This window comes from Duganella paludis (genome assembly GCF_054461335.1).
Genome location: NZ_CM136922.1, coordinates 3671439 through 3697599 on the forward strand (window position 1 = coordinate 3671439; position 26161 = coordinate 3697599).

The following is a 26161-nucleotide window of genomic DNA, read 5'->3' on the forward strand; positions in this document are numbered from 1 at the left end:
CTTTGATATCAGGCACTTAAGGGAGGCCGTCAGGCCTCTCTGCAAACTGTGGAATAATGCGGTAACGGCGCGAGGCGCGCTGCTGCAACACAGTAGAGGAAAGTCACTTGGTGGACATGTTCGCGCTCAACGACGAGTTGGCGCAATGGAATGCAATATTGCTGGAAGTGCAAGGCCCGGAGCGGCCCCGGCTGCTGACGGCGCTGGCCTGGCATTTGCGCCAGCGCGACCCTGCGCGCGCCGCGCAATTATCCACCGACGTGATCGCGCTGCTGGACCTGCTGCCCCCGGCCGAGGTGGCGCTGCAACGCGCCCGCCTGCGACTGATCGGCGCCGAGCAGGAATGGCTGCGCGGCGAACTCGACACCGCCCAATACCATCTTGAACAGGCGCTGCTGCTGTGCGAACAGGCGGCACCGGTGGCGTCCGCCGTGGCGGTGGCCGCCTGCCGCGCCGACACCTGCTGGACCCTGGCCTGGGTGGCCAACGACCGTGGCGACAGCGCCGCCGGCGACAGCTGGCTGCGCCAGGCCGCCGCCGCCGCCCGCGTGGCGCAGGACCCGATGCGCATCGACGTGATCGACGCCGCCTCCGGCATCTGCGACGCCTTCGGCGACTGGCAGGCCGCGCAGCAACGCTGGCAGGGCCGCTTCGGCGCCGACCTGAGTAATACGCCGGCGATCGCGGCCGGCTGGATCAGCGATTTCTTCGGCACCTGCGCGTTCCAGCGCAGCGAATACGGCCGCGCCATCGGCCACCTGATGCTGAGCTTTGAAACGGCGCTGGCCACCGGCCAGATCCGCCGCGCCATCATCGTCGCCACCAATATCGGCAACGGCTTCACCAGCCTGAACGCGCACGAAGCGGCGCTGGACTGGATGCAGCGCGGGCTGGACCTGGCGCGTCCGACCGGCTGGCCGCTGAGCATCGGCATGTGCCTGATGCAGACCGCCGAAACTCTGCGCCAGCTGGGCCAGCGCGACGCCGCGCAAAGCCTGCTGCGCGAGGCGCTCAACACGCTGGCGCCGCTGTCCGGATCGCGCGCCTACGCGGTGGCGCTGGAGTACCAGGGCGACCTGGCGCTGGACCTGGGCAACCACGTGGCGGCGCTGGACAGCTTCACCCGCCTGGCCGCGCGCGGCGACGCCCTGTGCCAGAGCGACTTCCAGAGCAGCGCGCGGCGCGGCCAGGCGCACGCGCTGTCGCACCTGGCGCGTCCGGACGAGGCGCTGGCCGCCGCCCAGGGCGCGCTGGTGCTGGCGCGCGACCACGGCGACGCCTCGAGCCAGATCGCCGCGCTCAACGTGCTGGCCGACATCCACGCGCGCCACGACCTGCCGGCGCCGGCGCCGCTGATGGCGCCCAACGCCGTGCTGCATTACCTGCAGCTGGCGCTGGAGATCGCCGCCACCATCGAAGGCTACACCGTGCCGGGCGCGCTGCTCGACGCGGCGGCGCGCGAGTATGCCGCCATCGGCGACCACCAGCAGGCCTACACCATCGCTCTGCGCGCCAATGCCGCGCGCGACCAGACCCACAGCAAGGAAGCCACCAACCGCGCCATCGCCATGCAGGTGCAGTACCAGACCGAGCGCGCGCAGACCGAGGGCGAGCATCACCGTCAGCTGGCGGCGGCCGAGGCGCAGCGCGCCGAGGTGCTGCAACAGACCAGCGCCACGCTGGAGCACTTGAGCGCTATCGGCCAGGAGATCACCGCCCACCTGGATGCGGCGGCTGTATTCCGCGCGCTGGACCGCCACGTGCACGGCCTGTTGGACGCCACTCACTTCTCGATCTTCCTGCTGGAGCCGGACGGCGAGACGCTGGTGTGCGCCTTCGGCGTGGAGGCGGGCAAGGCGCTGCTGCCGATCCGTATTCCGTTGGCCACCTCCGGCGCCAATTCGGCGCGCTGCGTGCGCGAGCAGCGCGAGATCCTGATCGAGCTTGATGAGCAGGGCGTCACGCCCAACCTGATCCCCGGCACCTTGCCGACACTGAGCCTGCTGTTTGCGCCGCTGCGCGTGGGCACGCGGGTGCTCGGCGCGATGACGGTGCAGTCGCTGCAGGCGCGCTCCTACGGCGAGCGCGAACGCCTGATCTTCCGCACGCTGTGCGCGTACGGCGCCATCGCGCTGGACAACGCGCGCGCCTACCAGCAAGTGGCGGCGACGCAGGCGCAGCTGCTGGAAAAGAACGTGGAACTGGAACAGGCCTACAAGGCGCTGGAGGAAGTCAGCCTGACCGACCAGCTGACCGGCTTGCGCAACCGCCGCTTCTTCCTGCAGAACGTCGATGCCGACGTCGCCATGAGCCTGCGCGGCTACGAGGCCGGCCAGCACCGCGAGCTGACCGAATGCGATATGCAGACGCCGAAGGATCTGGTGTTCTTCATGGTCGACCTGGACCACTTCAAGGAAGTGAACGACCGCTATGGCCATGCCGCCGGCGATTCGATCCTGGTGCAGATGCAGGAGCGCCTGCGCGAGGTGTTCCGCGAATCGGATTATGTGATTCGCTGGGGCGGCGAGGAATTCCTGGTGCTGGCGCGCGCCACCCATCGCGACGAGGCGGCCGGCGTGGCCGAACGCATGCGCCGCGCGGTGGCCGAGCGCGACTTCGAGCTGCCGGACGGCGGCCGTTTGTCCAAGACCTGCTCGATCGGCTTCGCCTGCTTCCCCTTCCTGCCGGAGCAACCGCGCCTGTTGTCCTGGTCGCAGGTGGTGGAGCTGGCCGACCAGGGCCTGTATATCGCCAAGCGTTCCGGCCGCGACGCGTGGGCGGCGCTGTACAGCACTGCTGCCACGCGCGCCGACGGTGTGTTCCCGCGCTTGATGCAGCGCCTCGACCAGGCGGTGGCCGACGGCGAGGTGCGCGTGGTGAGTAATTTGACCGGCCCGCTGGTGCTGGGCGGCGAGCGTCGCCGCATCGGTTTGTCCAGCGACCTGGAACTTGGTTGAGACCATGGAAAAGACACGCTGCAGTTGGGCCAATCCGGCCAATCCCCTGTATCTGGAATATCACGACACCGAGTGGGGCGTGCCGTGTCACGACGAACGCCGCCTGTTCGAGATGCTCAATCTTGAAGGAGCGCAGGCCGGCTTGAGTTGGGAGACCATCCTCAATAAGCGCGAGAACTACCGCGCGGCGTTCGACCAGTGGGATGCGAAGAAGATCGCGGCGTATGGGCCGGAGAAGGTGGCGGAGCTGCTGGCCAACGCCGGCATCGTGCGCAATCGCTTGAAGGTGGCGGCGGCGATCACCAACGCGCAGGCTTACCTGCGGCTGGTGGAGGGGGGCGGCAGTCTGGATCAGCTGCTTTGGTCGTATGTCGGCGGCAAGCCGATGGTGCGCGGCAAGGAGCCGCGTCCGGCCAAGACGGAGCTGTCGGACCGGATCTCCAAGGATCTGGCCAAGCTGGGATTCAAGTTTGTCGGTTCGACGATTATTTACGCGTATATGCAGGGCATCGGCATGGTGGATGATCATGCGCCTGATTGTTTTTGCAGGAAGAAGCGCAAGTGAATACGCGCGTGGTGCTCGACACGGAGTTTGGTGAAGAGCGCTTTGCGGCGGCGCGCGCGCAAGGCGGGCGTTTGCACTACATCGGCATGCTGGCGGACCTGCCGCCGGCCGAGGCGATTGCCGACGCCGGGTTGCGCGCCGCGTGGCCGCTGAATGTGCCTGGCTTCCATCGCATCATTTTGAACGACGATGTCACGCTTGACCTGCTGGTCGGCGCTGTCGATGCCACGCTGCCGCAGATCATGGCGCGCGTGGACCAATACCACATCTCAGCCGGCACCACGCCGGCATCGGCGCGCACGTTCGCAAGGCTTGCAGTACAAGGTGCCGAGCTGCACGCACGCGCGGCCGACGAGGCGCTGGTGTGGGCGCTCACGGCAGCAGGATTCGTTTGCCGGCTCGCAGACGACGAGATAGACGATGCGGCTGGTGCGCCGGACGTCGCGGCGGTCTATCGTGGCCGCAGGCAGAAGCCGGCGATGGCGATGCCGACGGCAATGGCCTCGCAGCCGGACCGGCGCGCGGTGGTGATTGGCGCTGGACTGGCCGGCGCATCGGCGGCGCATCGGCTGTGCGCGCGCGGCTGGCAGGTGACGCTGATCGAGCGTCACGCCCAGCCGGCGCAGGAGGCGTCTGGCAATCTGGCCGGCATCTTCATGCCGCTGCTGTCCAAGGACGACAACATTCCCACGCGCCTGAGCCGCGCCGCCTACTTGTTCGCGCTACACGAGTGGCGTCGTCTTGGTGGTGTTGGAAGCGCGTTTGAAGGTCAAGCGTGTGGCGTGCTGCAACTGGCGCGCGACGAGCGCCATGCGGCCGTGCAGCAGGAAGCGCTGGCCACATGGAACTACCCGACGGAATTTTCCCGCTGGGCCGACGCGCAGGAAGCCAGCACCTTGATCGGCGCGGCTACGCCACACGGCGGCTGGCTGTTCGAGCAGGGTGGCTGGGTGCGACCGTCGTCCTTGTGCGAAGCGATGCTGGCGGCATGCGGCGACCGCTTGCAGCGCGTGTTCAACACCGAGGCACTGAGCCTGCAGCGCGTCGGCGACGAGTGGCACGTGCATGGCGCGCGCGGCGCATCCATCGCCGCAGCGCCGACCATCATCGTCGCCTGTGGCACCAGCGCAGGCGGGCTTGCGCAGGCGGCGGCGTTGCCGCTGTCCGCCCTGCGCGGCCAGGTCACGCACCTTGCGCTGGACGCCACGCAGCCGCCGCCCGTGCTGCCGCTGGTGGTCTGCCGCGAAGCCTATGTCACGCCGCCGTCGCATGGCATCGTCTGCGCCGGCGCCACCTACGACAACGACAGCGATCCCGCCCTGCGCGCCGACAGCCAGATGGAAAACCTCACGCGCCTGGCCGAGATCATCCCCGGCGACGCCGTTGCCGCGCTGGCCCACAGCGCGCCGCTGGCGGGCCGCGTCGGCTTCCGCTGCGCCGCGCCGGACCGCCTGCCGCTGGCCGGCGCGCTGCCAGACTACGACCACACTGGCCGCATCGAATTCCTCAACGAAGTCCCGCGCCATCCGGGCCTGCACTGCCTGCTGGGCTACGCCTCCCGAGGTCTGATCTGGGCGCCGCTGATGGCCGAACTGCTGGTGTCCCGGCTCGAAGGCACGCCGCCACCGCTGGAAGCAACGCTGGTCGACGCCCTCGACCCAGGCCGCTTCCTGCTCAAACAACGCCGCCGCAGCCAATAAGCCTGTTGCGTTCACGCACACGCCCTGCATTGGCGACCCAAGGGCCTACAGGCTATAATCGAGCCGTCGATGGAGAGGCCCCGCAATGGATGAACAAGAAGCGCCCCAGCACGAAGGCTCGCCGGAACTGTTCATGTTCCTGGCATCGACCGTGCACGATATGAAGAACTCCATCAGCGTCCTCAGTGGCACGTTGGAGAACCTGATTTCCGCCCATCCCTCCAGCAGCGATCCGCAGTACGGCCAGATGTCGCACATGCTGTACCAGACCAAGCGCCTCAACGACAACCTGATCCAGCTGCTGGCGCTCTACAAGGACGTCGGCAAACCCGGCTACCCATTCGATCCCGCTCCGCGCAGCGTGCGCGAACTGGTGGAGCAGGTCTCGGGCCAGGCCCGCACGCTGCTGCAATCGCGCGGCATCACCCTGGACGTGGAATTCCCGCAGCACGCCATCTGGACGCTGGACGAAGACCTGGTCATCGGTGTGCTGGTCCACGCCATCAACAACGCCATCCGCTACACGCGCGACCGCGTGCGCCTGGCCATCAGCGTCGACGGCGACTACCTGGAACTGCGGGTCGAGGACAACGGCAGCGGCTTCCCGGCCGCGCTGCTCGAAGCGGGCATCAGCGCCATGGACCCGCAACGCGCACACATCGACTTCCTCAGCAACAGCAGCGGCCTTGGCCTGTACTTCTCCAGCGAAGTGGCGAAGATGCACAAGCACCGCCAACGCCAGGGCGGCATCGTGCTGGAAAACGGCGGCACGCTGGGCGGCGGCTGCTTCGTACTGCGCCTGCCATGACCATGAGCGGAGCCCTGGAAATCATGAGCAATTCCGCCAATCCTGCCGCCAGCGGCATCGATTGGGCTGAAAAGCGCTACCTGATCATCGACGACTTCGTCGGCATCCGCCAGTTGCTGCGCGAATCGCTACGCAACCTCGGCGCCAAGCATATCGACCAGGCCTCCAGCGGTGGTGAAGCCATGGTGCTGCTGTCGAAGACCCGCTACGACGTGGTGCTGTGCGATTACAACCTCGGCGACGGCAAGAACGGCCAGCAGGTGCTGGAGGAAGCGCGTATCCGCAACCTGATGCTGCCTTCCAGCGTATGGCTGATGGTCTCCGCCGAAAAAAGCGTGGAGTCGGTGATGGGCGCGGCCGAGCACCAGCCGGACGCCTACATCATCAAGCCGATCACCGAAGGCGTGCTGCTCACGCGCCTGAACCGCGTATGGGTGCGCAAGCAGATCTTCCGCGAAATCGACCAGGCCTTCGCCGACAAGGACTACCTGCGCGCGGCCAAGCTGTGCGAAGAGCAGATCGCCCATCACCCGCTGCACGCCATCGACCTGCAACGCATGCGCGCCACGCTGCTGCTCAAGAGCGGCGATCCCGATCGCGCCGGCGTGGTCTACGAGGATGTGCTGCAGGAGCGCGAGTACAACTGGGCGCGCTGCGGCCTGGGCAAGATCCGCATGGCCAACGGCGACCTCGATGCGGCGCGCCTGATGTTCCAGGCCGTGATCGCCGACAACCGCTTTTACATCGATGCTTTCGACCAGTTGGCCGAATCGTTCCAGCTGCAAGGCAAGACCGAGGAAGCCTTCGACGTGCTGCAGAAGGCTGCCAAGCTGTCGCCCAATTCCGTGCCGCGCCAGCGCGCGCTGGGCCAGGCCGCGCTCAAGCTGGAGAACATTCCGGTGGCGGAAAAGGCCTTCCGCAAGTGCATCGAGATCGGCGAATTCTCGGTGCGTAAAACCGTGGACGCCTACCTCGGCCTGGCGCGCGTGTGTGGCCAGAAGAACGACACCAAGGAAGCGATCCGCCTGCTCAATGCGGCGGTCCACCAGTTCGGCGGCGACCAGGTGACGCTGCGCGCCAAGATCACCGAGGGCCTGGTGTATCACGAGAGCGGCGACTTCCGCCGCGCGCGCAAGTCCGGCGACGAGCTGGAAGCCATGCTGGCCGACGAAGACCGCCAGCGTCCGGACACCGACACCTGCCTCGACATGGCGACCCTGCTGTTCGCGGTGGGCGTCAAGGAAGCGCCGGTCAACCTGCTGTGCTACGTCACCCGCAACAACCACGACAACGCGCCGTTGCTGGACGACGTGCAGAAGATCTTCGACAAGGCGCGCATGACCGAAGAGGGGCAGGAGCTGATCAAGAACTCGCGCCAGGAAGCGGCGGACTTGATGAACAAGGGCGTGCTGCTGTGGAAGACCGGCAAACTGCCGGAAGCGGTGGTGTGGATGCGCGACGCGCGCAAGAAGCTGCCGCACAATATGCGCATCCTCTTCAATTCGGCGCAGATCCTGATCTCCCATTTGCAGGAAATGGGCTACGACAAACCGTTGGCCGACGAAGCCATTACGGTGCTGATGCATGTCGACGCCATCGCGCCCGGACAGCAGCGCTTTGCGCAGCTGATGGAGCAGCTGGCGCTCCTGGCGCCGGTGTCCGGCGCGGTGGCCGCCGCTGCCGCCAGCGAGTACGAGGCCGCCAACGGCCCGGTGCCGGAGCCGCGCTGGAGCGGCGGCTGAGCAGTACACCTGCAGATACGAAAACTGACGGCGCCACGCAACAGCGCGCTTGTTTCAACCACGCCAAATGATTACACTGATTTCAGCGCAGTCCCGTCTGCGCTTGATTCGCTGTCAATATTGAGGGCAAATTAAGGGCACAAAAAATATGCGCGACATCGCCAGGGAAGTGTATAAAAAAATGAAGGTTGGCAGCGTGGCCTGGATCCGTCCGGTCGCCGCCAAGGGTGATACGATGGACAGTTTCCAGTCCGCGCACGACAGCGCCAGGCAGCTTGAAGATGAGGGCCTGATCGATATCGAGAAAGTGCAGCGTCAGGCCGACGGCCTGATCGACGCCATCCGCATACAGCGGCTGGCGTAGTTTCCCCTACGGTTTTTGCGGGTCCGGCTTGGCTGCGGCTTTTTTCGCGGCCGGCTTTTTGGCGGCCGGCTTCTTTACCGGCGCGGCCTTGGCCGCTGCCGGCGTTACCGGAGCGGCTGCTGGTTTCGCGGCGGCGCCGGTGGCCGCTGCCGCAAACTTGACGGCGGCGTCGGTCATCATGGATTCGGACGCCATGGCCGTGGACACGGCCTGCTTGAACTGGTCCTGCAGCATATTCCACCAGGCGTTCGGCTGGGCGGCGGCGCCAGCGCCGGCGGCCGGCTTGGGCGCCTCGGGCTTGGGCTCGGGCGCAGGCGGCGCCTTGGCTTCGGCCGCAGGTGGCGGTGGCGGCGCGGCCTTGGTCTTGTCGGCCTCGCGGGCATGGTGGAAGAAGGCCGAGGCGTAAGGATTGGCGTCGAAGATCGACTTGTCGTTCACGCCGGTGTTGACGGCGGAGGCCAGGCTGGCACCCACCGATTTCAAGGTGGCGATGGTGCCGCGCTGGACTTCCAGCGCCTGGATGGTCCCGCGCAGCATGCTCATATTCAGGTTGAGCCAGGACTCGACGGCTTTCAGGTCGTTGATTTTCTTGTCCAGCTCCTCCACCGACAGGGTGGGCGCGGTCAGCCCCGGCACGCTCATGCTGCCCCACAGGTTCTTGACGAAGTCCAGAGTGTCGTTCATCACTCCAGCGCCAGGGATGTTCGGCATTTGTGGTTGCGGCATGAGATTCTCCTGTGGGATGTGCGGTTAGCGTAGCAGATATTTGTTTTGCATTCAAAAGGTTTTGACAACATTCCACAGTGGTCGCGCCGATATTGCCGATCCCGTTTACACTAGCGGCCATGACGATTGCTTCCTTCCTTGCCCGACAGCGGCGTGTCCTGGTGTTGTGCGCCGCTACGCTGGCGCTGCACTATGCCGCCATCGACTGGGTGGGAGGCCGCCTGAGCGCGCAGACGCATCGCGCTTCCGAGCTGCCGCCGTCGCTGATGAGCGCGCAGTTGCGGCTGGCGTTGCCCAAGCGGGTCGAGAGCAAGCCGGTGGAGGAGGTGCAGCCGCTGGCTGCCGCGCCGCGCCGGCCGGCCGCCCGCCGCAAGCCGCAGTCGGTGCTGGAGCCGGTGGCCGCAAGGCCGGCGGTGGATGTGGGCGGCGCCGGCGATCCGTCCGCCGCCGGCGCGTCGACCGTGGTGGAACAAGTGGCGTCGGAAGTCGGCGCAGCGCTGGACAAGGTACAGCAGGCCGGGGCCGAGCAGGCGCAAACCGGCACGCCGCCACCGGCGATGGCGCAGGGCGAGACGCCGGCCGTGGCCGTGCCGGAAGCCGCGCCGCGCCAGGCCGGCCGCCGCTACAAGGTCAATCTGCCGCCATCGGCCATCTTCGAGATGACGGTCGACCGGGTCGACGCCGACGGCACCAAATGGACGGGGGCCGCGACCATGACGTGGCATACTGACGGCAGCCGCTACAAGGCTTCGGTGGAGGCGGGCGTGAGCCTGCTGGTCACGCGTATCAACCTGCTGGTGCTGCGCAGCGAGGGCGAAATCGACGACTACGGCATCGCCCCCATCACCGCCACCGAAAAGCGCGCGCGCCGTCCCGAAACCGCGACCCATTTCAATCGCGACGCCGGCACCATCAGCTTCTCGGCATCGGAACGCAGCTACCCGCTGTTGATTGGCGCGCAGGACAAGGCCACGGTGCCGTTCCAGCTGGGCGGCATCGGCCGCGCCGATTTGAATCAGTTCGGCGGCGACATCGACATCCAGGTGGGCGAGGAAAAGGAAGCCACCATGTTCCGCTTCCAGCTGGTGGGCGAGGAAGAAATCGATACGAAGACGGGCAAGCTGCTGACCTGGCATTTGAGCCGGCCGCCCAAGCCGGGCAGCTATTCCTCGAAACTGGACATCTGGCTGGCGCCGGGCATGAACTGGTACCCGGTCCAGATCCGCAACACGGAGGCCAGCGGTGCGCTGACCACGCAGACCGTCTCCACTATTAAATTGACCGATAAATGAAGAAGTTCACCACCCTATGCGCCGCCATGATGCTGGCCACAACCGTTCACGCGGCGGAAGCCGAGCATCCGAGCGTCAAGCGCGCGACCAATCCGCCGCCGTCGGCGGACTTGAGCTACAACCTGAAGATCAAGCAAGGCGGCCTGTCGCTGAATGGCGTGGCGACCGTGCAGTGGCGTGCCGGTGACGGCAAGTATTCCATCGCCACCGAAAGCCGCGCCGCCATCTTCGGCAAGGTGGTGGAAAACCACAGCGAAGGCGGCGTGGACGAATACGGCCTGGCGCCGGTCACCTTCAATGAAAAGCGCATCCGCAAGGAGCCCTACACCACCAGCTTCAAGCGCGACGCCAAGGCCATTGCGTTCACTGAAAGCGCCACCACCTATCCCATTCTGGGGGGAGAGCAGGACCGCAGCAGCGCGCAATGGCAGTTGGCGTCGATGGCGCGCGCCGCGCCGGACAAGTTCAAGCCGGGCAGCGAATGGCAGTTGTTCGTGGCCGGCCGCAAGGATGCCGAGGTGTGGAGCTTCAAAGTCGTCAAGGGCGAGACGCTGCAGATCGCCGGCGCCGAGGTCAGCGCGGTCCATCTGGTGAAGGCGCCGCCGCCCGATGCGCCGGGCCAGCAGGTCGATCTGTGGCTGGCGCCGTCGATGGACTGGTACCCGGTACGGGTGCGCTTTAACGACGCCGACGGCGACTTCGTCGACCAGACGCTGGAAAAGGTCGTGAAAAAGTAGGCTCCTGCTATACTGACGCCCCCGCGAAAAAATGACGAGTTGTTTCATTTTTACTAATTCAGCGGAGTACAGAATGGCAAAGAATGATCGAACCTATAATTAGTGAAGCCGCATCGGACCCGCAGGTACAAGACAGCCTGCAGGCCCACTTCCAGCCGCACATATCCGCCGATGAAATCGAGCAGGTCTACCACCTGAAGCGCGCGCAGCCGCTGCTGCAGGTGTTTACCGCCCTGTTCCACGGCGGTTTCGACGGCGTGCTGGTACGCCTGCTGGTCTTGCGCGAGCTGGCCGCCGATACGGCCGCCACCAGCTTCACGCGCGGCGACATCAACACCCGCCTCGGCTACCTGCTGCCCGAATCGCTGGAGACGGTGCTGATGCGCCTGCGCTCCAACCAGCTGCTGGCCTGGGACGCGCAGCAAGCCGTGTACCGCGTCACGCCGGTGGCGCGCAACGTGCTGTCGGCCATCGACGGCCTGCTGGCGCTGGGCAAAGAGGAAGACGGCGCCGACATGGGCTTCCTGCTGTCGCAGGTGGCCGGCGCCCAGGTGATGGGCGGCGTCACGGTCGACCAGCTGAATCACTTGCTGGGCCGTCTGGTGGAGCTGACCGAGGAATTCTCGGACGCCATCGCCTCCGGCTCCGAATTCCGCCTGCGCGCCTCGCAGGCCAAGTGGCACATGGCTTGCGACTGGGTTGAGAAGGGCTCGGAGATCCTGCGCGCCATCACCACCGACGAAAACGCCGACAGCGCCACCCACAAGGCGGCGCAGGCCATCGGCCGCGCGCAATCGGCGCTGCTGAACATGCAGGGCATGTTCTCGCGCGCGTTGAACCAGATCGAGCGCCAGCGCGTGCACCTGGGCCAGTCCGGCCTGTCCACCACCGACATCAAGCGCTGGCTGCTGGAGCATGACGACCTGGCCTCGCTGGCGGTGGACGCCATCGACCAGCCGGTGGTCCCGCTGTTCATCACCCCCGCAGAAATGATCGACGTAGCAGAAACTGAATTAATGGCCGACCGCGCAAACACCATCGTATCCAACGGCCTGCCCACCGGCACCGACGCCCCGACCACCATCAGCGAAGGCCCGGCCATGCAGCAGGAGCTGGACGAGTGGCTGGCGCGCCTGTCCGACTTCGCCGCGCTGGGGAATTTCCCCAGCATCGCCGACGAAGGCCCGAAACAGATCCAGGCGCACGAATCGCTGCTGCCGGCGACTTTCGCCGTGGCCTCGTACCGCGCCTCGCTGCTGCCGCTGCTGGGCGATGCCGACGAAGCGCGCCTGCAAGGCGCCACCGCCGAACTGGCGCGCCTGCCGGTGACCTTCTCGCCGCAGGACGAAATGGTGCAGCTGCCCGACCTCGAAGTAGCCGCCATGTCCCTAGCCTCCCTCTCACTGTCTTTGAATCCGGAAGGCGACAAGTCTGATGAATGACGATTCCCAAATCCTGATCGCGCGCCTGCTGTCGCACCAGACCCTGCGCCGCGACGACAAACTGGTCAAGCGCGTGCTGTCGGACGAACAGTTCCGCACCGAAGTCGACGCCCGCCTGCTGGCCGTCGGCCTCAAGCTGCTCGACAACGTCTATGCCGACCACGTGACGCTGGCCCTGCACCGCGCCATCGAACCGAAGATCTTCGGCGCCAAGGACATCTGGCAAAACAATAACTTCGGCCTGTCGCGCGACGGCGTGGCCCTGCTGGTGGTGCTGTGGGCGCAGATCATCCTGCCCAAGCGCGAGCGCCAGGAGACCCACCAGCACGCGGAGGACGACCAGAACGACATGTTCGGCGTCGACAAGCCGCTGCCGCGCGCTGAAGACACTTCGATCGGCATCGCCTACAAGGCGCTGCTGGCCGACTTCGGCGACAAGCTGGGCAAGAAGACCCGCCTCGACATGAACCTCGGCATCCTGTCCAAGCTGGGCTTCATCGAGCGCCGTGGCGACATCATCGTCGAAGGCCCGCTGCTGGACCTGCTGATGGATACCGACGTGCTGAAAGAGCGCATCGTCAACGGCGCGCTGGCCGACGTCTTCAAGCGCGCGCCGGCGCAGATCATCCCGGTGCCGCGCAGCGCGCCGCCGATCGCCGCCAACGACGAGCCGGAAGAAGAAATCCTGCCCGCCTTCGACGCGCCGCCGCCCGCACCGATCGACCTCCCAGAGGACGACGAAACTCCAGCCAAGGACTAAGCCATGTTTCATATCAAATCGCTAGAACTGGTCCACTGGGATTACTGGCAACGCATCAAGAACATCCCGCTGGACGCCAAGATCATCACCATCGCGGGCCAGAACGGTTCCGGCAAGACCACCTTGCTGGATGCCCTGCGCACCCTGTTCGGCCTCGATTGCTCGATGGGCCGCACCTACAAACACTACGCGCGCCACAGCGGCCAGCAAACCGCCTGGCTGCGCGCCGTGGTGGACAACAAGCCGATGGGTCGCCAGCTGTCCAACCGTCCGTTCCGCAGCTCCGGCTTCTTCAGCGACGACGAAGTCACGCTGTTCTGCCAGATCCAGAAGAACGGCGGCGACTGGAAGCGCCAGTACCTGATGCGTCCCGGTAACGTGCAGATCGAAGACATCGGCGAAGCCGGCAGCGATTGGCTGGGCGTGGAAAACTACCGCAAGCGCCTGGCCAACGCCGGCCTGTCGCCCGCCATGGCCAAGGTGCTGGCCCTGGAGCAGGGCGAGACCGACAAGCTGTGCGAATACGCGCCGCGCCAGTTGCTGGACCTGGTGTTCCAGGTCTTCGGCGACAAGGAAGTGCTGGACGCCTACGACGAAGCCAAGCGCCACCAGCGCGACACCGAAACGGAGCTGAAGCGCTTCGAGAGCGAACTGGAAGCTTCCCGCACCAACCTGGAAGGCCTGCGCCTGCGCGTGGCCAACTACCACCAGTGGGAAGACCTGAACAAGGAACGACGCAACCTGCAGGAAGAAGTGCTGCCGTCGCTGGAGTACCATGAGGCGCGCGAGAAGCACGCCAACCTGAGTCGCCAGCTGCGCGAAGCGCGCAAGCCGCTGATGCAGGCCGACGCCCAACTGGCCGACAAACGCAATATGCTGGCCGCGCAGGCCAAGGCGCTGTCGGACGCGCAAAGCCACGAGACGGTGCTGGAGCAGGAATCGACCTCGCTGCAGACCCGCCTGACGCACGTCAACGGCAAACTGAAGCCGCTGGAAAGCCTGCTGGAACAGAAAGCGCGCCTGGAAAAGCTGGCCTCGGACTCCGGTTCGGACCTGGCCGAAGTGGCCAAGACGCTGCAGGAAAAGGAAATCGAGCTGGCACGCCAGCGCACCGCGCGCGACGCGGTGGCGGCCAAGATCGCCGGCGAACTGTCGACCATCTCGGCGCTGCAGGGCAAGACCGCCATGCCGGAGCCGGAAGTGCAGCGCACCATGCGCCGCGCGCTGAACGACGCCGGCATCAGCCACGCCATGCTGTCCGATATCGTCGAAGTGACGGACCCGAAATGGCAAGGCGCGATCGAAGGCGTGCTGGGTGGTTACGCCTCCGTGGTGCTGCTGGATAAATCGTCCGACGCCGCTGCGGCCTACCGCCTGGCGGAGAAGGAACGCTATCGCCACTTCATCGTGCCGGACCTGGTGCATGCGCCGACGGTCAAGGACGACACGCTGATGTCGGTGGTGAAGTTCTCGGCCAAGGTGCCGGCATGGCTGGTGGAACAGCTGTCGCGCATCACCCGCGTGGACAGCGTGGACCAGGGCGCGAAGATGGGCAGCCACGAAGAGTGGATCACGCCGGAGGCCTACCACCGCGAACGTCGCGGTGGCCGCTCGCTGTTCGTGGAAGCCTCGCGCTACCGCTTCGGCTCCGCCGGCCGCACGCAGCGCATGGAAGCGATCCAGAAATCGCTGCCGGCGCTGGAAGCGCAGGAAGACCAGCTGACGCTGATGGTGTCCAAGCTGGCCACCGAAATCAGTTCGCTGAAAACCCGCTTGGCCGGCGTCGACGCCGCCAAGGAACTGGCGGCCCGCGCAGAGGAGTTCGACGAAGCCGCACGCAACGCCGTGCCGCTGCGCGCCGAACGCACCGAAGTGGGCGCGCGCCTGGGCGAGCTGCAAAACCTGATCAAGACCGCCGTGGTCACGCGCACCCGCGCCGACACCACCTGGCAGAACGCCCGCTTCGCCCTGTCGGAAGCGGAAGCCGGCATGCGCCTGAACCACAAGCGTCAACTGGAGCAGCGCAGCGATCATGGCAAGGCCTTGCTGGCCCTGCGCAAGAGCTGGCGTCACCTGCCGCAAGGCTGGCGTCGTCCCGCGCGCCGCGCCGCGCTGGTCAAGGAACACCAGAATGCGCACCAGGTCACCCTGCGCGTGCACAGCCTGGAAGCCAGCCTGGCGCGCAGCGACTGGGAACTGGACGCCACCGTGATCGACCAGTACCAGCGCCTGAACGACCAGCTGCATTCGCGCCAGTCGGAAACCGAGGAGCGCCGTTACCAGAACAACCGCGCCATCGAGGCTACCGGCAATGCGCGCGGCGCCTACATCGAGCGCCTGCGCTACACCATCAAGACCTACGCGGCCAACATCAAGGAGCTGGGCCAGCTGGCCGGCATCGAGGTGCATGCCGACCCGGTCAAGCTGGAGAACGACGATGTGCAGCTGTCGCAGGCAGGCCTGCACGTGCGCTTCAAGTTCGACGGCAAGGGTGTGATCGGCATGAACGACGGCGAAGCGTCCGGCGGCCAGCAGGTGATGAAATCGCTGGTGCTGCTGATTGGTTTGCTGAAGTCGGAAGACGGTTCCGGCGGCTTCGTGTTCATCGACGAACCGTTTGCCCACCTGGATATCCGCAACATCCAGCTGGTCGGCGAGTTCCTGAAGAACACCGACGCCCAGTACCTGATGACGACGCCGCTGACGCACAACACCGACGTCTACGATCCTTCGGAACTGACGCTCATCACGAGCAAAAAGAAGAAGGACACGGAATGGGCTGCGCCGATCTTCGTGCTACAGCGCCGCAAGGCCGAAGCAGAGAAGGCCGCCGCTTAAGCGTTAAGCAGTTGGTCGAGTTGTTGGGCAAGAAGGGTCGCGGTATCGCGGCCCTTTGCTTTTTGCACGGCCTGAACGTAGGGATCGCGTAGCTGGCGCAGTTCATCCACCGAGGCGGCTTTTTCCACCTTCATTTGCAGCGGAAAGCCGCGCAGGCCCATGGTGCTCTTGATGGTTTTGTTATAGAAGTCGTACACGGAGCGGAATTGCTGCACCTGATCCGCAACGGGAGCAGGCGGCGCGGTGACTTCAGGTGCCGGCTCCGGCAGCGAGGCGTAGCTGGCGGCCAGCAGGATGTAGCCCTGGTCCAGTAGCTCCTGCAAGGCGCTGGAAGTCAGGCCCAGTCCCGCCACATTGCGCAGCAGTTCATCCTCGGCCCGATGGCCATCCACCAACACCAGCAAGGCACGCAGACGCGACGCAAGCTGGAACTTGCGGGTCGCAATCTCCTCCCTGCCTTTGGCGGTCTTGTCGTAAATTGAGGTGTTCATAGCAGCGCAATCTTGTTGCCGTGCGGATAGATTCAGAATACCACCAAATCACCCGCGCACGGCGTACTTAAGATAGCACTGTCGCTTTATTTGATGTCGAAAATATCAACCGGACGCGGCACCGGTTTTTGCGTGCGGCGCCACGCGATCAGGCGCCAGGCGTACAGGCCGTAGAAGCCGCCCAGCAGGCCAAACAGCCAGGCCGAAATCGGATTGCCCAGGTAGTCGGGATCGAGCGGCAGGCCGTTGTGCATGTGCAGATAGGCCTCGAACAGGCGGTAGATCAGGCGGCTGATGAACAGCATGATGACCAGCAGGCCGAGCTTGCGGTTCTGCGTGTAGAAGAATCCGTCCGGACGGTTCTCCAGGCGCGTCAGCTTCATGCTGCGCTGGCCGAGCAGGGCGCCCACCACGGCGCCGGCCAGCAGCGCCGCCAGCGCAACCCAGTTGCCGATATTGTGGATGGCCACGCCCAGCACCATTACCGCCATCACCGCCAGCGTGGCGTAGTGGCGCCACAGTTCCGACTTGGTGCGGCCCAGCAGTATCCGCAGGCGCGAATAGATGCGCCATACGGCCAGCGGCACCAGCAGCAGGAGTACGAGTGTGGTCATTTCCATAATCTGTCCAAAAGCGAAATCTGAAAACGTGATTGTACGGCACCGATTGACAATAGCGGATAGCATAAGCAAACTGAACCGCAGCAGCCCTCGCTTCTGGACCGAAAGGATATCCATGAACAAACCGTTACCCGTGCTGCCTTTGACTCTCGGCCTGATGGCCGCCTCGCCGCAAGCCGGCGCCCAGCAGGGCGGTTACCGCCTGCCGCCGGCCGCGCTGCAAGCCATCGTCGACGCGCCGCGTGCACCGGCGCTGAGCCTGAGCCCCCAACGCAACCTGGTCGCCGTCGTGCAAACGCCGCCGCTGCCCGGAATCGCCGAAGTGGCGCAACCGGAATTGAAACTGGCCGGCCTGCGCATCAATCCGCGCACCTGTTCCTCGTCGCGCTTTTCGTTCGGCACCGACCTGTCGCTGCTGGACGTCGGCACGCGCAAGGAGAGCAAGTTGCGCGGCCTGCCGCGCAATCTGCGGCTGGCGGACCTGAGCTGGTCACCCGACCAGCGCCACCTCGCCTTCACGCACGTGGCCTTGCAGGGCGATCACGGCGCGGTGGAGTTGTGGGTGCTCGATATCGCCGAACGCAAGGCGCGCAAGCTGTCGCCGCAGCCTTTGTCGGCGGTGCTCACGCGCGGTTTCAACTGGCTGCCCGACAGCAGCGGGCTGCTGGTGCACTGGCGTCCTGCCGGCATCGGCAAGGCGCCTGTGTCGGACGGCATTCCCACCGGGCCGATAGAGCAGGACAGCACGGCCGACGGCCATGTGCGCCAGCTGCGCACCTATCAGGATTTGCTGAAGAACGAGGACGACGCGCGCCTGTTCGAATACTACGTCACGGTGCAGATGGCGATTGTCGACCTGCAGGGCAAGACGCGCCTGGTCGGCGGGCCCGGACAATATTCGCGCACCTCGATCGCGCCGGGCGGCGAACATCTGCTCACGCAAAGCATCACGCGGCCGTATTCCTACATCGTGCCGGCGTCGAGTTTCGGCGAACGGGTGGAAGTGCGCGACCTGCGCGGCGAAGTGCTGCACCTGGTGACCGACCTGCCGCTGGAAGAAGGCCTGCCGCCGGGGAACGACGCGGTGTCGGCCGGCGTGCGCCATGTGTCGTGGCGCGCCGATGCGCCGGCCAGCCTGGTATGGACCGAGGCGCAGGATGGCGGCGACCCCGCGCGCGAAGTCATCGACGGCATTCGCGACCTGGTGCTGCTGCACGCGGCGCCGTTCCGCGAACCGCCGCTGGTGCTGGCGCGCCTGACCATGCGCTACGCCGGCATCGCTTGGGGGCGCGAAGACGTCGCCCTGATCAATGAGCGCTGGCACAAGACGCGCGACTACAAGCAGTGGATGATCGCACCCGCCCATTTGTCTTCGCCGCCGGAACTGATATACGCCGGCTCCTACGAGGACCGCTACAGCAGCCCCGGTTCGCCGGTGATGCGCGCCGACGTCAACGGCTTCCCGCGCCTGCTGATCGGTCCCGGCACCACCGTGCTGCTGGACGGCGCCGGCGCCACGCCGGAAGGCGACCGTCCCTTCCTCGATCGCCTGAGCCTGACCACGCGGCAGAAGGAGCGCCTGTTCCAGAGCGCCGCGCCGTATTTCGAGAACGTGGCGGCGGTGCTCAATGACGACGGCACGCTGCTGCTCACCACGCGCGAGTCGCCGACCGAGCGGCCCAATTACTACCTGCGCGATCTGACCAAGCCGGAAGGCGAGCAGTTGACGGCGCTGACCAGCTATCCGCATCCAACGCCGCAGCTGAAGGATGTGATCAAGGAGCAGATCCGCTATCCGCGCGCGGACGGCGTGGAGATGACCGCCACCCTGATGCTGCCGCCCGCCTACGATGCGGCGCGCGACGGCCCGCTGCCGATGCTGATGTGGGCCTATCCGCAGGAATTCAAGTCGGCCGGCGCGGCCAGCCAGATGACCGGTTCGCCGTACCGCTTCAATGCGGTCAGCTACTGGGGGCCGGCGGTGTTCCTGGCGATGGGCTATGCGGTGCTGGACAATCCATCCTTCCCCATCGTCGGCGGCGGCGAGGATGAACCGAACGATACCTATCTGCCGCAGTTGGTGGCGTCTGCCGAGGCGGCGGTGGAGGAGGTGGTGCGGCGCGGCGTGGCCGACCGTCATCGTATCGCCATTGGTGGGCATTCGTATGGCGCGTTCATGACCGGCAACCTGCTGGCGCATACACGCCTGTTCCGCGCCGGGATAGCGCGCAGCGGCGCCTATAACCGCACCTTGACGCCATTCGGCTTCCAGTCCGAGGAGCGGCCGTACTGGCAGGCGCCGCAGGTGTATCAGGCCATGTCACCGTTCAATAACGCCGACAAGATCAAGGACGCCATGCTGCTGATACACGGCGCGGAAGACAGCAACTCCGGCACCTTCCCGCTGCAAAGCGAGCGCATGTTCCAGGCCATCAAGGGTTTGGGTGGCACGGCGCGACTGGTGATGCTGCCCAACGAATCGCACGCCTACCGCGCGCGCGAATCGATCATGCAGATGCTGTACGAGACCAATGCCTGGCTGGAGAAATACGTGAAAAACGCAACGGCGTAGAATGGGCTCTTCGACAGGAGAGCCCACCATGAAACTTTTCCACCGCGCACCCGATCCCGTTGTCCCCGTGGACGATCCCGCACCGCCGAACGTGCCGCATCCGGCGCAGGACGATCCGGTGCCGGACCATAATCCGAGTTAGTCGAACGCCCAGTTGTAGAGGATGTCGAGCGCGTTGTTGGTGCCGGTCTGGAATTGCAGGGTGATGCGCGGATTGAGCTTGTATTTGAGCTTGACCAGGCTGGTGGCGGTGCCGGCGCCCTGCTCGAAACTCAGGTAGGCGCGCGACGAGATGCGCTTGCCCACCGTGACCACGGTGTTCTGCAAGCCGGTGGCCGCGCCGGCGGTCGAGGTGCCGGCCGCCTGTCCCACGCCCAATTCATCCACGCCCAGCGCGTTGGCCAGCTTGCCCTGGCCGGCGCCGCCGAACAGCGCGCCGGCGGCGGTGCCGAGCAAGGCCATGTCGTTGCCGGCCGTGTTCTCGATGCCGTGGCCCAGCACCAGCCAGGCCAGCTTGTCGCTGTCGGAGACGGCCGGCGTCGACACCAGCTTGGCCTGCGGCGCCAGCGCCGTGCCGCGTACTTCCACGCCAGCTTCCACATTGGTTTCGCTGAGCGCCTCGCCTTCGGGACGGCGGCGCACGGCCAGGATGTTCAGGCCGGGATTGTCGTAAGCGCCGGTGAAGTTGATGACGCCGCGTTCGATCGCCAGCTTCTGGCCATAGGCCGCATAGGTGCCGCTGACCACGCGGATGCTGCCGTTGACGCGCGGCGGCCGGCGGTCGGCGACGCGGATGCGCAGCGTGCCCGCCAGTTCCGCATCGAGCCCTTTGCCTTTGAGCTTGAAGTTGTCGCCCAGGTCCGCTTCGACGTCGATATTCAGCGGCATGCCTTGCGCCGTCTTGACCGGCGCCTTGCCCTTGCCGACGATGACCACGTCGTCGCTCAAGGTCGGCGTGTCGGCGCCGGCCAGTTCGATGTTGGCGCGGTCGGCGCGGAATTTGCCGTCCAGCTGGAAGTGCTTGGCGTCGCGCGTCAGGCTGCTGGTGCCGCTGATGACCAGGATGCGGTCGGGGCGCGACAGCATCTCCAGCTTGTCGGCGCTGAGCTTGAGCTGCATGGTCGCCTCGTTGGCGGCGTAACGTATCCAGCCGTCGGCCTGGGCGCGGCCTTGGGCGCCGTCGAAGGCCAGTTTTTGCAGTTGCAGCTGGTCGCCGGTCAGGTGGGCTTGCAGCTGGCCGTTGCGCAGCTTGATGCCCTGGTCCAGCCAGTTGACGCTTAGTTTGTCGCCGGTGATGTCGCCGTTCAGCTGCGGTGCGCTTATGGTGCCGGTGCCGCCGACGGCCATCTTCAGCGTGCCGTCGATCTCCAGGCCCGGTTGGCCGGCCAGCGGCGCCAGCCAGGCCAGGGAACCCATGTTGGCGCTGCCGGTGAAGTTGAAGGTGCTGTCATCGGCCAGGCGGCCGTCGATCAGTTGCGCGCTGCCGTCAAGTTTGGCCTGGCCGGCGCGCGTGCCGTCGATGTTGAGTTGTACGCGCAGCGTGCCGTCGGTGACGTCGGCGCGGGCGTCGAGCGTGCGCAGGCCGAGCGCCTGCGGCAGGTCGGCGCCGATGATGGTGAGGTCGCCCTGTTCGCGGTAGACGTGGACCATGCCGGCCAGCGTGCGGGTAGCCGCTTGCAGGTTCAGGCCCCATTCGGCGCCGATGGTCATGTTGCTGCGGACGTTGTCGCGCCAGGCTTCGGAGAGTTGGGCCAGGTAGTTGGCCGGCACGCCGGCGGCTTGGCCTTTGCTGCGCCAGGTGGCGCCGGCTTTTTCCAGGTAGTCTATGCGCACGGAGCCCGACGGCAGCTGGATGGTGGTGGCGCCCAGCGCGATCTGTTCAGGCTTGAGCAGGCCGGCGACGCCGGTGTCGTCGGGGGCCACCAGTTTCAGCGGCGCCGGGGCGGTGAGGGTGAGGGCGAAGCGGCCTTTGTTTTGCAGGGTGTCGATGGCGCCGGTCCAGGTGTCGTTGGCCCAGCCGCCTTTGACGCGCAGGGCGGCGTCGAAGTCGGGATTGCTGGCGTTGAGCTGGATGATGTGCGCCGAGCGCGTGCCGCTGGTTTGCAGGCGCGCCTTGTCGAGCGAGATGGCGGGCGATACGTAGCGCGTGATCTCGATGTCGCTCACCAGCGGCACGTCGGCCATTACGTCGGATGCCGCGCCGCCCGCCGGCGTTCCGCGCCCAGCGCTGCCGCGCGCCGTTCCGCGTCCGGCGCCGCCTTGCGCCGCGCCTGCCGGGGTGCCGCTCGCCATGGCGATGGTGTTGCCCAGCGTGGCGCTGCCTTTGATGGCGCCGATTTCCTGTTGGCCTGGCGTGCGGATCTTGCTGCCGTCGAGCGCGATTGCGACGGCTGGTCGCGCGCTGGTGCCGGACAGCGTGCCGCTGGCGCGCAGCGTGCCGCCGAACTGCGGCCCGAGCGCGCCAAGCTGCGGCGCGTCGAGTTTCCATTCCAGCTTGTCGAGCGCGCTGCCGAAGCTGCCCTTGGCCTGCAGGCTGTTGGTCGCCAGCCGCAGATCGACATCGGCATTGCTGATGCTGCCCTTGGCCGCCGTCAGTTTGGCATAGCCGGACAGCGGCGCGTTGGCGAAAGTCGATGGCTGCAAGGTCAGGTTCACGGCCGCGCGCCAGTCGGCGGCCAGGTGGGCGTCGCCGCTGAAACTGGCGTTGATGGCGCCTGCCTGCGCCGCGCCGAAGCTCGCTGGATTCAGTCGCTGTATGGTGCCGTTCAATTTCAACTCCGGCGTGCCCTTGATGACCGCCACTTCGCCGGCCGCGTGGATCAGGCTATCGCCAGGCCGCTTGGCCGAGGCCAGGGCCAGGCCGCGCGCGTCCGCGTCGAAGCTGCTGCGCGGCGCTTCCATGCTGCCGGTGACCACGCCGCTGGCGGCGATCGCGCCCAGCAAATCGCTGCTGACGGCGGACAGCTGTTTCGCATCGACCTTCCAGCGCAACTGCTCGCCCGGTGCGCCGAAATTGCCGCTGATGTCGGCGGTGTTTTGCGCCATGGCCAGGTGGGCGTCGACGCCGCTGATATGGCGGGCGTCGGCATTCAGCTTGCCGTTGCCGGTCAGCGTTTGGCCCATCAACTTGCTGGCCTTGATCTGGAAGCCGGCCGCCACTTGCCATGCCGGCGACAGCGCGCCGTTGGCGTTGATGTCCGCGTTCAGGTCCGCGATCGGGTAACGGGTGCCCAGTGCGGAGGGATCGAAGTGGTCGAGGGTGAGCTTGGCGCTGAAGGGCTGCTTGTCTTTCAGGCTGGCCTGGCCGGTGGCGGTGATGCTGCCTTTCTTCGCTAGCAGGCGTGCCTGGTGCAGTTGCAGCAGGGCGTCGGCCAGTGTGGCTTGCAGGTCGAGGCGCAGGCCTTTCTCGGCCAGGGTGGCGTTCAGGGCTTGCTGCTTCGGCGTGCTGGTGACGGCGATGTCGCCTGCGACGGCGGTTTTGTTGATGCTGGTGTGGATGTTCTTCAGGTCGAAGCGGTCGGTATGCAGCTTGAAGTTGGCGGCGTCGATGCCGGCGTCCGGGCCGCTGCGCTGCACCTTGCCGCTACCGGTGAATTTGCCGGCGGGGCCGAAGTCGAGCAGGACGTTGTCCAGTAGGGCGGCGGTAAGGGTGCCGTCCAGGCGGCCGCTGAAGGTTTGCAGCGGCAGGCCGTTCTGGTCGAGCGGCGCGGCCTTGCCCTGGTTGAGCAGGGCGAATTGGCCGGAGAGTTGTTGGTCTTTGGTGATGTTTGCCGACAGCTTCAGACTGAGCTTCGCTTGCGGCCAGGCGGCGTTGTAGCTGGCGGGATCGAGATCGCGGCCGGTCAGGTCGATGGCGCGCAGGATGATGGCGTCGAACGGCGCCAGCGCCAGCGTGGCTTCGCCGCTGGCGCCATTGGCTGCGCCTTGCGACTTCAGTTTAAGCAGCGCCAGGTCGCCGCCTGCTTGCAGGGCCAGCCGCGCCTGACTCGGGCCCGCCGCGCCGTAGACCAGCGACGCCTTGGCTTGCAGCGCAAACGGTTTGGCGCCTGCGATGGTGCCTTCCGCCGTGACGTCGCCAAACGCGGTGTGTGCCGAGGCTTGGCGCAGCTGCCACGCGCTGCGGTCGCCGTCCAGCTGGAAGCGCAGGCGGTCGATCACCGTGCTGCTTACTTTGCCGCCGGCGTCGGCTCCGGTCAGCGTCAGTTTGTCCAGCCGTCCGTCGGCGATGCTGAGCTTAATCGGCGAGGCCAGCGACTCCGGCATCTTCGCCGGCTCCGACGGCCCGGTACTCTGCACCAGCAGGCTGCGCGCATGCAGCTCGCTGATGGTCAGCCCTTCGGAAAAATACTGCAGCGGCGACCAGTTGATGTCGATCTGCTCCGCCGTCACCACACTATCCTTGCTGCGATAGACCAGCTTATCGATGTGCATGCGGTGGTATAGCGATCCGCTCACGCCGCTGACGGTAATCTGTCCGCCGCTGGCGGCGGCCACGCGCTGCACCAACTGCTGCAACGTAGACTCGCGGCCCAATAGCCAGAACGCGCCGAGCAGCAGCAACGCCACGGCGGCCACGCCGATCGCCACGCGGCGCGGCCAGCGTCGGCGCGCCGGCGGCGTATCAGATTGTGGAGTTTGGTCTTGGTCAGCCATCAGAAAGTGAATCCCAGCGAGAAGTGCAAACGATATTTGCGGACCGCGTGCCCATACGCCGCATCGACGTTGATCGGCCCCACAGGACTCTTCCAGCGTGCGCCGATGCCGTAACCCGATTTCGGATGCAGGGCGCTGAAACTGTCGCCGGCATTGCCCGCGTCATAGAAAACCGCCGCGCCATACTGCGGCTTGAACCAATACTGGTATTCGGCGCTGGCCGTGGCCAGGTAGCGGCCGCCGGTGATCGCGCCATCGACCGGCACGCCCAACTCCTGATACGCATAGCCGCGCACCGACTGGTCGCCGCCGGCGCGGAACAGGTACACGGCCGGCACGCCGTTCTTCTCGCGCGATGCCAGCGCGCCAGCCTCGCCACGGAAGATCGCGTTGGAACTCACGCCCAACGGCAGATAGGCCACGCCGCGCAGATAGCCGCGCACGAAGGCTTCGTCGGTCAGGATCGGCAGCAGCGCGCCGCCCAGCTGCGCGTTCAGCGCATAGCCCTTGGTCGGGAACAGCAGGTTATCGAGCTTGCGCCAGGTGACGCCGTAGGTCAGCGGCAAACTTTTGCTCTGGCTGGACGGGATGCCGCCCACCGTCTTGGTCTCGCTCAGCAGCTCCAGCGTGATGTTGCGCTCCTGGAGCGGCGTGCCCCATGCGCGCTTGGCGGCCACGCTGGAGACGCTGGTGACTTCGCCGGAAATGTCGCTGCGCTCGAACGACGCGCCGATGCTGTCGTTGTAGCCTTCCGGCGTCACCGGGAAATAGAAGCTGCCGGTGGCGGTTTGCTTCTTGGTCTCCAGCGTCAGCGCGCTTTTCAGGCGCAGGCCGAACACCGACAAGTCGTCATAGGTCACCGAAGTGCGGTTGCCGGTATTGGTCGAATAACCGACACCGGCGCTGACGTTCTTGCGCTTGTTCTCCACCACGCGCACCAGCAGCGGCAAGGGCGCCATGGCGGTGGCCGCGTTCTGCTCCGGCGTCATGCTGGCGGCGTCGAGCTGCTCGTTGAGGATGGCGCTCATGTCGGCGCTCACGTCCACGCTGGCGAAGTAGCCGGTGTCCTGCAGGCGCGATTGATACGATTGCAGCGCCGCCTCGCTGTAGTAGTCGCCGGGATCGATCTCATTGAGATTGCGCACCACCGATGCCGGGTAGCGTTGCAGGCCCTCGATGCGTAGTTCGCCGAAGCGCATCTCCGGGCCGCTGTCGATCACCACCCGCAGCAGGGCAATGTGCGATTCCGGGTCCACCGTGGCCTGGCTTTCCACCAGCTGCGCGCGCGGATAGCGGGTCTGCACCACCGAGCGCAGGATGCCGCGCTTGGCGCTTTCCCATGCGTCCTGGCGGAACACCGCGCCTTTTTTCAGCGGCCACGCGGCCTTCAGCGCATTCACGTCGAACTGCTTGTCGGGTGGTTGGTCGGGATGGGCGGCAAAGCCCTGCAGCTGCAGATCGACTTCGCCCACCCGCACCGGTTCACCCGGCGTGACCTTGATGTTGACCAGCGGCGTGCCGGTTTCGCGGTCCAGCTGCGCGCTCACCACCGGCGAATAGTAGCCGTCGGTCGCCACCAGCGTGCGGATCTGCTCCGGCGCCACCCGCACCAGCCGTTGCAGCTGTTCGCGGTCGATGCGGTCGTTGCCGCGAAAGCGCACCACGTCCAGGTTTTTCTCCAGCAGTTCGCGCACGTCGCCGGGCGCGTCGATGCGGACCTCGTAGTTGAAGCCATCGGCCGCCTGCGCCGCCATCGCCAGCACGGCCGCGCCGAGGCAGGCCGACCCTTTTGCCACAACTTGTGCCAAAATTCGTGATCCTGCCCGTTTTTTTGCTGGTGATGCCGGTAACATGAGACTCCATAAGGTGTACGCTAATGAGCATGTTACCGGAT

General features: G+C 66.1%; 17 protein-coding genes. 12 read left to right on the forward strand and 5 right to left on the reverse strand.

What is annotated here, in order from left to right; all coding sequences use genetic code 11:
• Window positions 1-116: 116 nt before the first annotated feature.
• The 6 genes from ACXZ1M_RS16315 to ACXZ1M_RS16340 all read left to right on the forward strand — a co-directional run bounded on the left by ACXZ1M_RS16315 (window position 117) and on the right by ACXZ1M_RS16340 (window position 8136).
• A complete protein-coding gene (locus ACXZ1M_RS16315) occupies window positions 117-2957 on the forward strand; it encodes a diguanylate cyclase (protein ID WP_459054027.1) in 2841 nt (946 codons plus the stop codon).
• A 4-nt stretch (window positions 2958-2961) separates the two neighbouring features.
• Entirely contained in the window at window positions 2962-3522 is a 561-nt protein-coding gene (locus ACXZ1M_RS16320) for a DNA-3-methyladenine glycosylase I (protein ID WP_459048717.1), read from the forward strand.
• Complete coding sequence (gene mnmC, locus ACXZ1M_RS16325; protein WP_459048718.1) at window positions 3519-5222, forward strand: FAD-dependent 5-carboxymethylaminomethyl-2-thiouridine(34) oxidoreductase MnmC; 1704 nt, start codon at window positions 3519-3521, stop codon at window positions 5220-5222. The genes ACXZ1M_RS16320 and mnmC overlap by 4 nt, the downstream gene beginning before the upstream one ends.
• An 85-nt stretch (window positions 5223-5307) precedes the next feature.
• The gene (locus ACXZ1M_RS16330; protein ID WP_459048719.1) at window positions 5308-6030 is read left to right on the forward strand and encodes a sensor histidine kinase; all 723 of its coding nucleotides are present in this window, start codon (window positions 5308-5310) and stop codon (window positions 6028-6030) included.
• 23 nt (window positions 6031-6053) lie between these two features.
• The gene (locus ACXZ1M_RS16335) at window positions 6054-7772 is read left to right on the forward strand and encodes a tetratricopeptide repeat protein (RefSeq protein WP_459048720.1); all 1719 of its coding nucleotides are present in this window, start codon (window positions 6054-6056) and stop codon (window positions 7770-7772) included.
• Window positions 7773-7920: 148 nt separating this feature from the next.
• Window positions 7921-8136 carry a hypothetical protein gene (locus ACXZ1M_RS16340; RefSeq protein WP_459048721.1) on the forward strand — a complete coding sequence of 72 codons (216 nt, stop codon included), beginning with the start codon at window positions 7921-7923 and terminating at the stop codon, window positions 8134-8136.
• Window positions 8137-8142: 6 nt separating this feature from the next.
• On the opposite strand, the gene ACXZ1M_RS16345 is transcribed toward ACXZ1M_RS16340, so the two are convergent.
• Window positions 8143-8862 (reverse strand): PhaM family polyhydroxyalkanoate granule multifunctional regulatory protein, encoded by a 720-nt coding sequence (locus ACXZ1M_RS16345; protein WP_459048722.1) that lies wholly within the window; start codon window positions 8860-8862, stop codon window positions 8143-8145.
• A 119-nt stretch (window positions 8863-8981) separates the two neighbouring features.
• On the opposite strand from ACXZ1M_RS16345, the gene ACXZ1M_RS16350 reads away from it, so the two are divergent.
• The 5 genes from ACXZ1M_RS16350 (at window position 8982) to ACXZ1M_RS16370 (ending at window position 15931) form a co-directional block, all read left to right on the forward strand.
• A complete protein-coding gene (locus ACXZ1M_RS16350) occupies window positions 8982-10154 on the forward strand; it encodes a DUF3108 domain-containing protein (protein WP_459048723.1) in 1173 nt (390 codons plus the stop codon).
• A complete protein-coding gene (locus ACXZ1M_RS16355) occupies window positions 10151-10891 on the forward strand; it encodes a DUF3108 domain-containing protein (RefSeq protein WP_459048724.1) in 741 nt (246 codons plus the stop codon). The genes ACXZ1M_RS16350 and ACXZ1M_RS16355 overlap by 4 nt, the downstream gene beginning before the upstream one ends.
• 83 nt (window positions 10892-10974) lie before the next feature.
• Window positions 10975-12333, forward strand: a complete 1359-nt coding sequence (locus ACXZ1M_RS16360) for a hypothetical protein (RefSeq protein WP_459048725.1) — start codon at window positions 10975-10977, stop codon at window positions 12331-12333.
• Window positions 12326-13093 (forward strand): hypothetical protein, encoded by a 768-nt coding sequence (locus tag ACXZ1M_RS16365; protein WP_459048726.1) that lies wholly within the window; start codon window positions 12326-12328, stop codon window positions 13091-13093. The genes ACXZ1M_RS16360 and ACXZ1M_RS16365 overlap by 8 nt, the downstream gene beginning before the upstream one ends.
• A 3-nt stretch (window positions 13094-13096) precedes the next feature.
• Window positions 13097-15931 (forward strand): ATP-binding protein, encoded by a 2835-nt coding sequence (locus ACXZ1M_RS16370; protein ID WP_459048727.1) that lies wholly within the window; start codon window positions 13097-13099, stop codon window positions 15929-15931.
• Here ACXZ1M_RS16370 and ACXZ1M_RS16375 read toward each other — a convergent pair.
• Together ACXZ1M_RS16375 and ACXZ1M_RS16380 are read right to left on the reverse strand one after the other, a co-directional pair.
• Window positions 15928-16422: a hypothetical protein gene (locus tag ACXZ1M_RS16375; RefSeq protein ID WP_459048728.1), complete on the reverse strand. Its 495-nt coding sequence runs from the start codon at window positions 16420-16422 to the stop codon at window positions 15928-15930. The two genes, ACXZ1M_RS16370 and ACXZ1M_RS16375, sit on opposite strands and share 4 nt — an antisense overlap.
• 86 nt (window positions 16423-16508) lie before the next feature.
• Window positions 16509-17036, reverse strand: a complete 528-nt coding sequence (locus tag ACXZ1M_RS16380; protein WP_459048729.1) for a hypothetical protein — start codon at window positions 17034-17036, stop codon at window positions 16509-16511.
• A 121-nt stretch (window positions 17037-17157) separates the two neighbouring features.
• On the opposite strand from ACXZ1M_RS16380, the gene ACXZ1M_RS16385 reads away from it, so the two are divergent.
• Window positions 17158-19614 (forward strand): alpha/beta hydrolase family protein, encoded by a 2457-nt coding sequence (locus ACXZ1M_RS16385; protein ID WP_459048730.1) that lies wholly within the window; start codon window positions 17158-17160, stop codon window positions 19612-19614.
• Window positions 19615-19752: 138 nt separating this feature from the next.
• Here ACXZ1M_RS16385 and ACXZ1M_RS16390 read toward each other — a convergent pair whose 3' ends face one another.
• Window positions 19753-24267, reverse strand: a complete 4515-nt coding sequence (locus ACXZ1M_RS16390) for a translocation/assembly module TamB domain-containing protein (RefSeq protein ID WP_459048731.1) — start codon at window positions 24265-24267, stop codon at window positions 19753-19755.
• Window positions 24267-26021: an autotransporter assembly complex protein TamA gene (locus ACXZ1M_RS16395; protein ID WP_459054028.1), complete on the reverse strand. Its 1755-nt coding sequence runs from the start codon at window positions 26019-26021 to the stop codon at window positions 24267-24269. Before ACXZ1M_RS16395 ends, ACXZ1M_RS16390 begins: the two co-directional genes overlap by 1 nt.
• Window positions 26022-26161 lie beyond the last annotated feature (140 nt).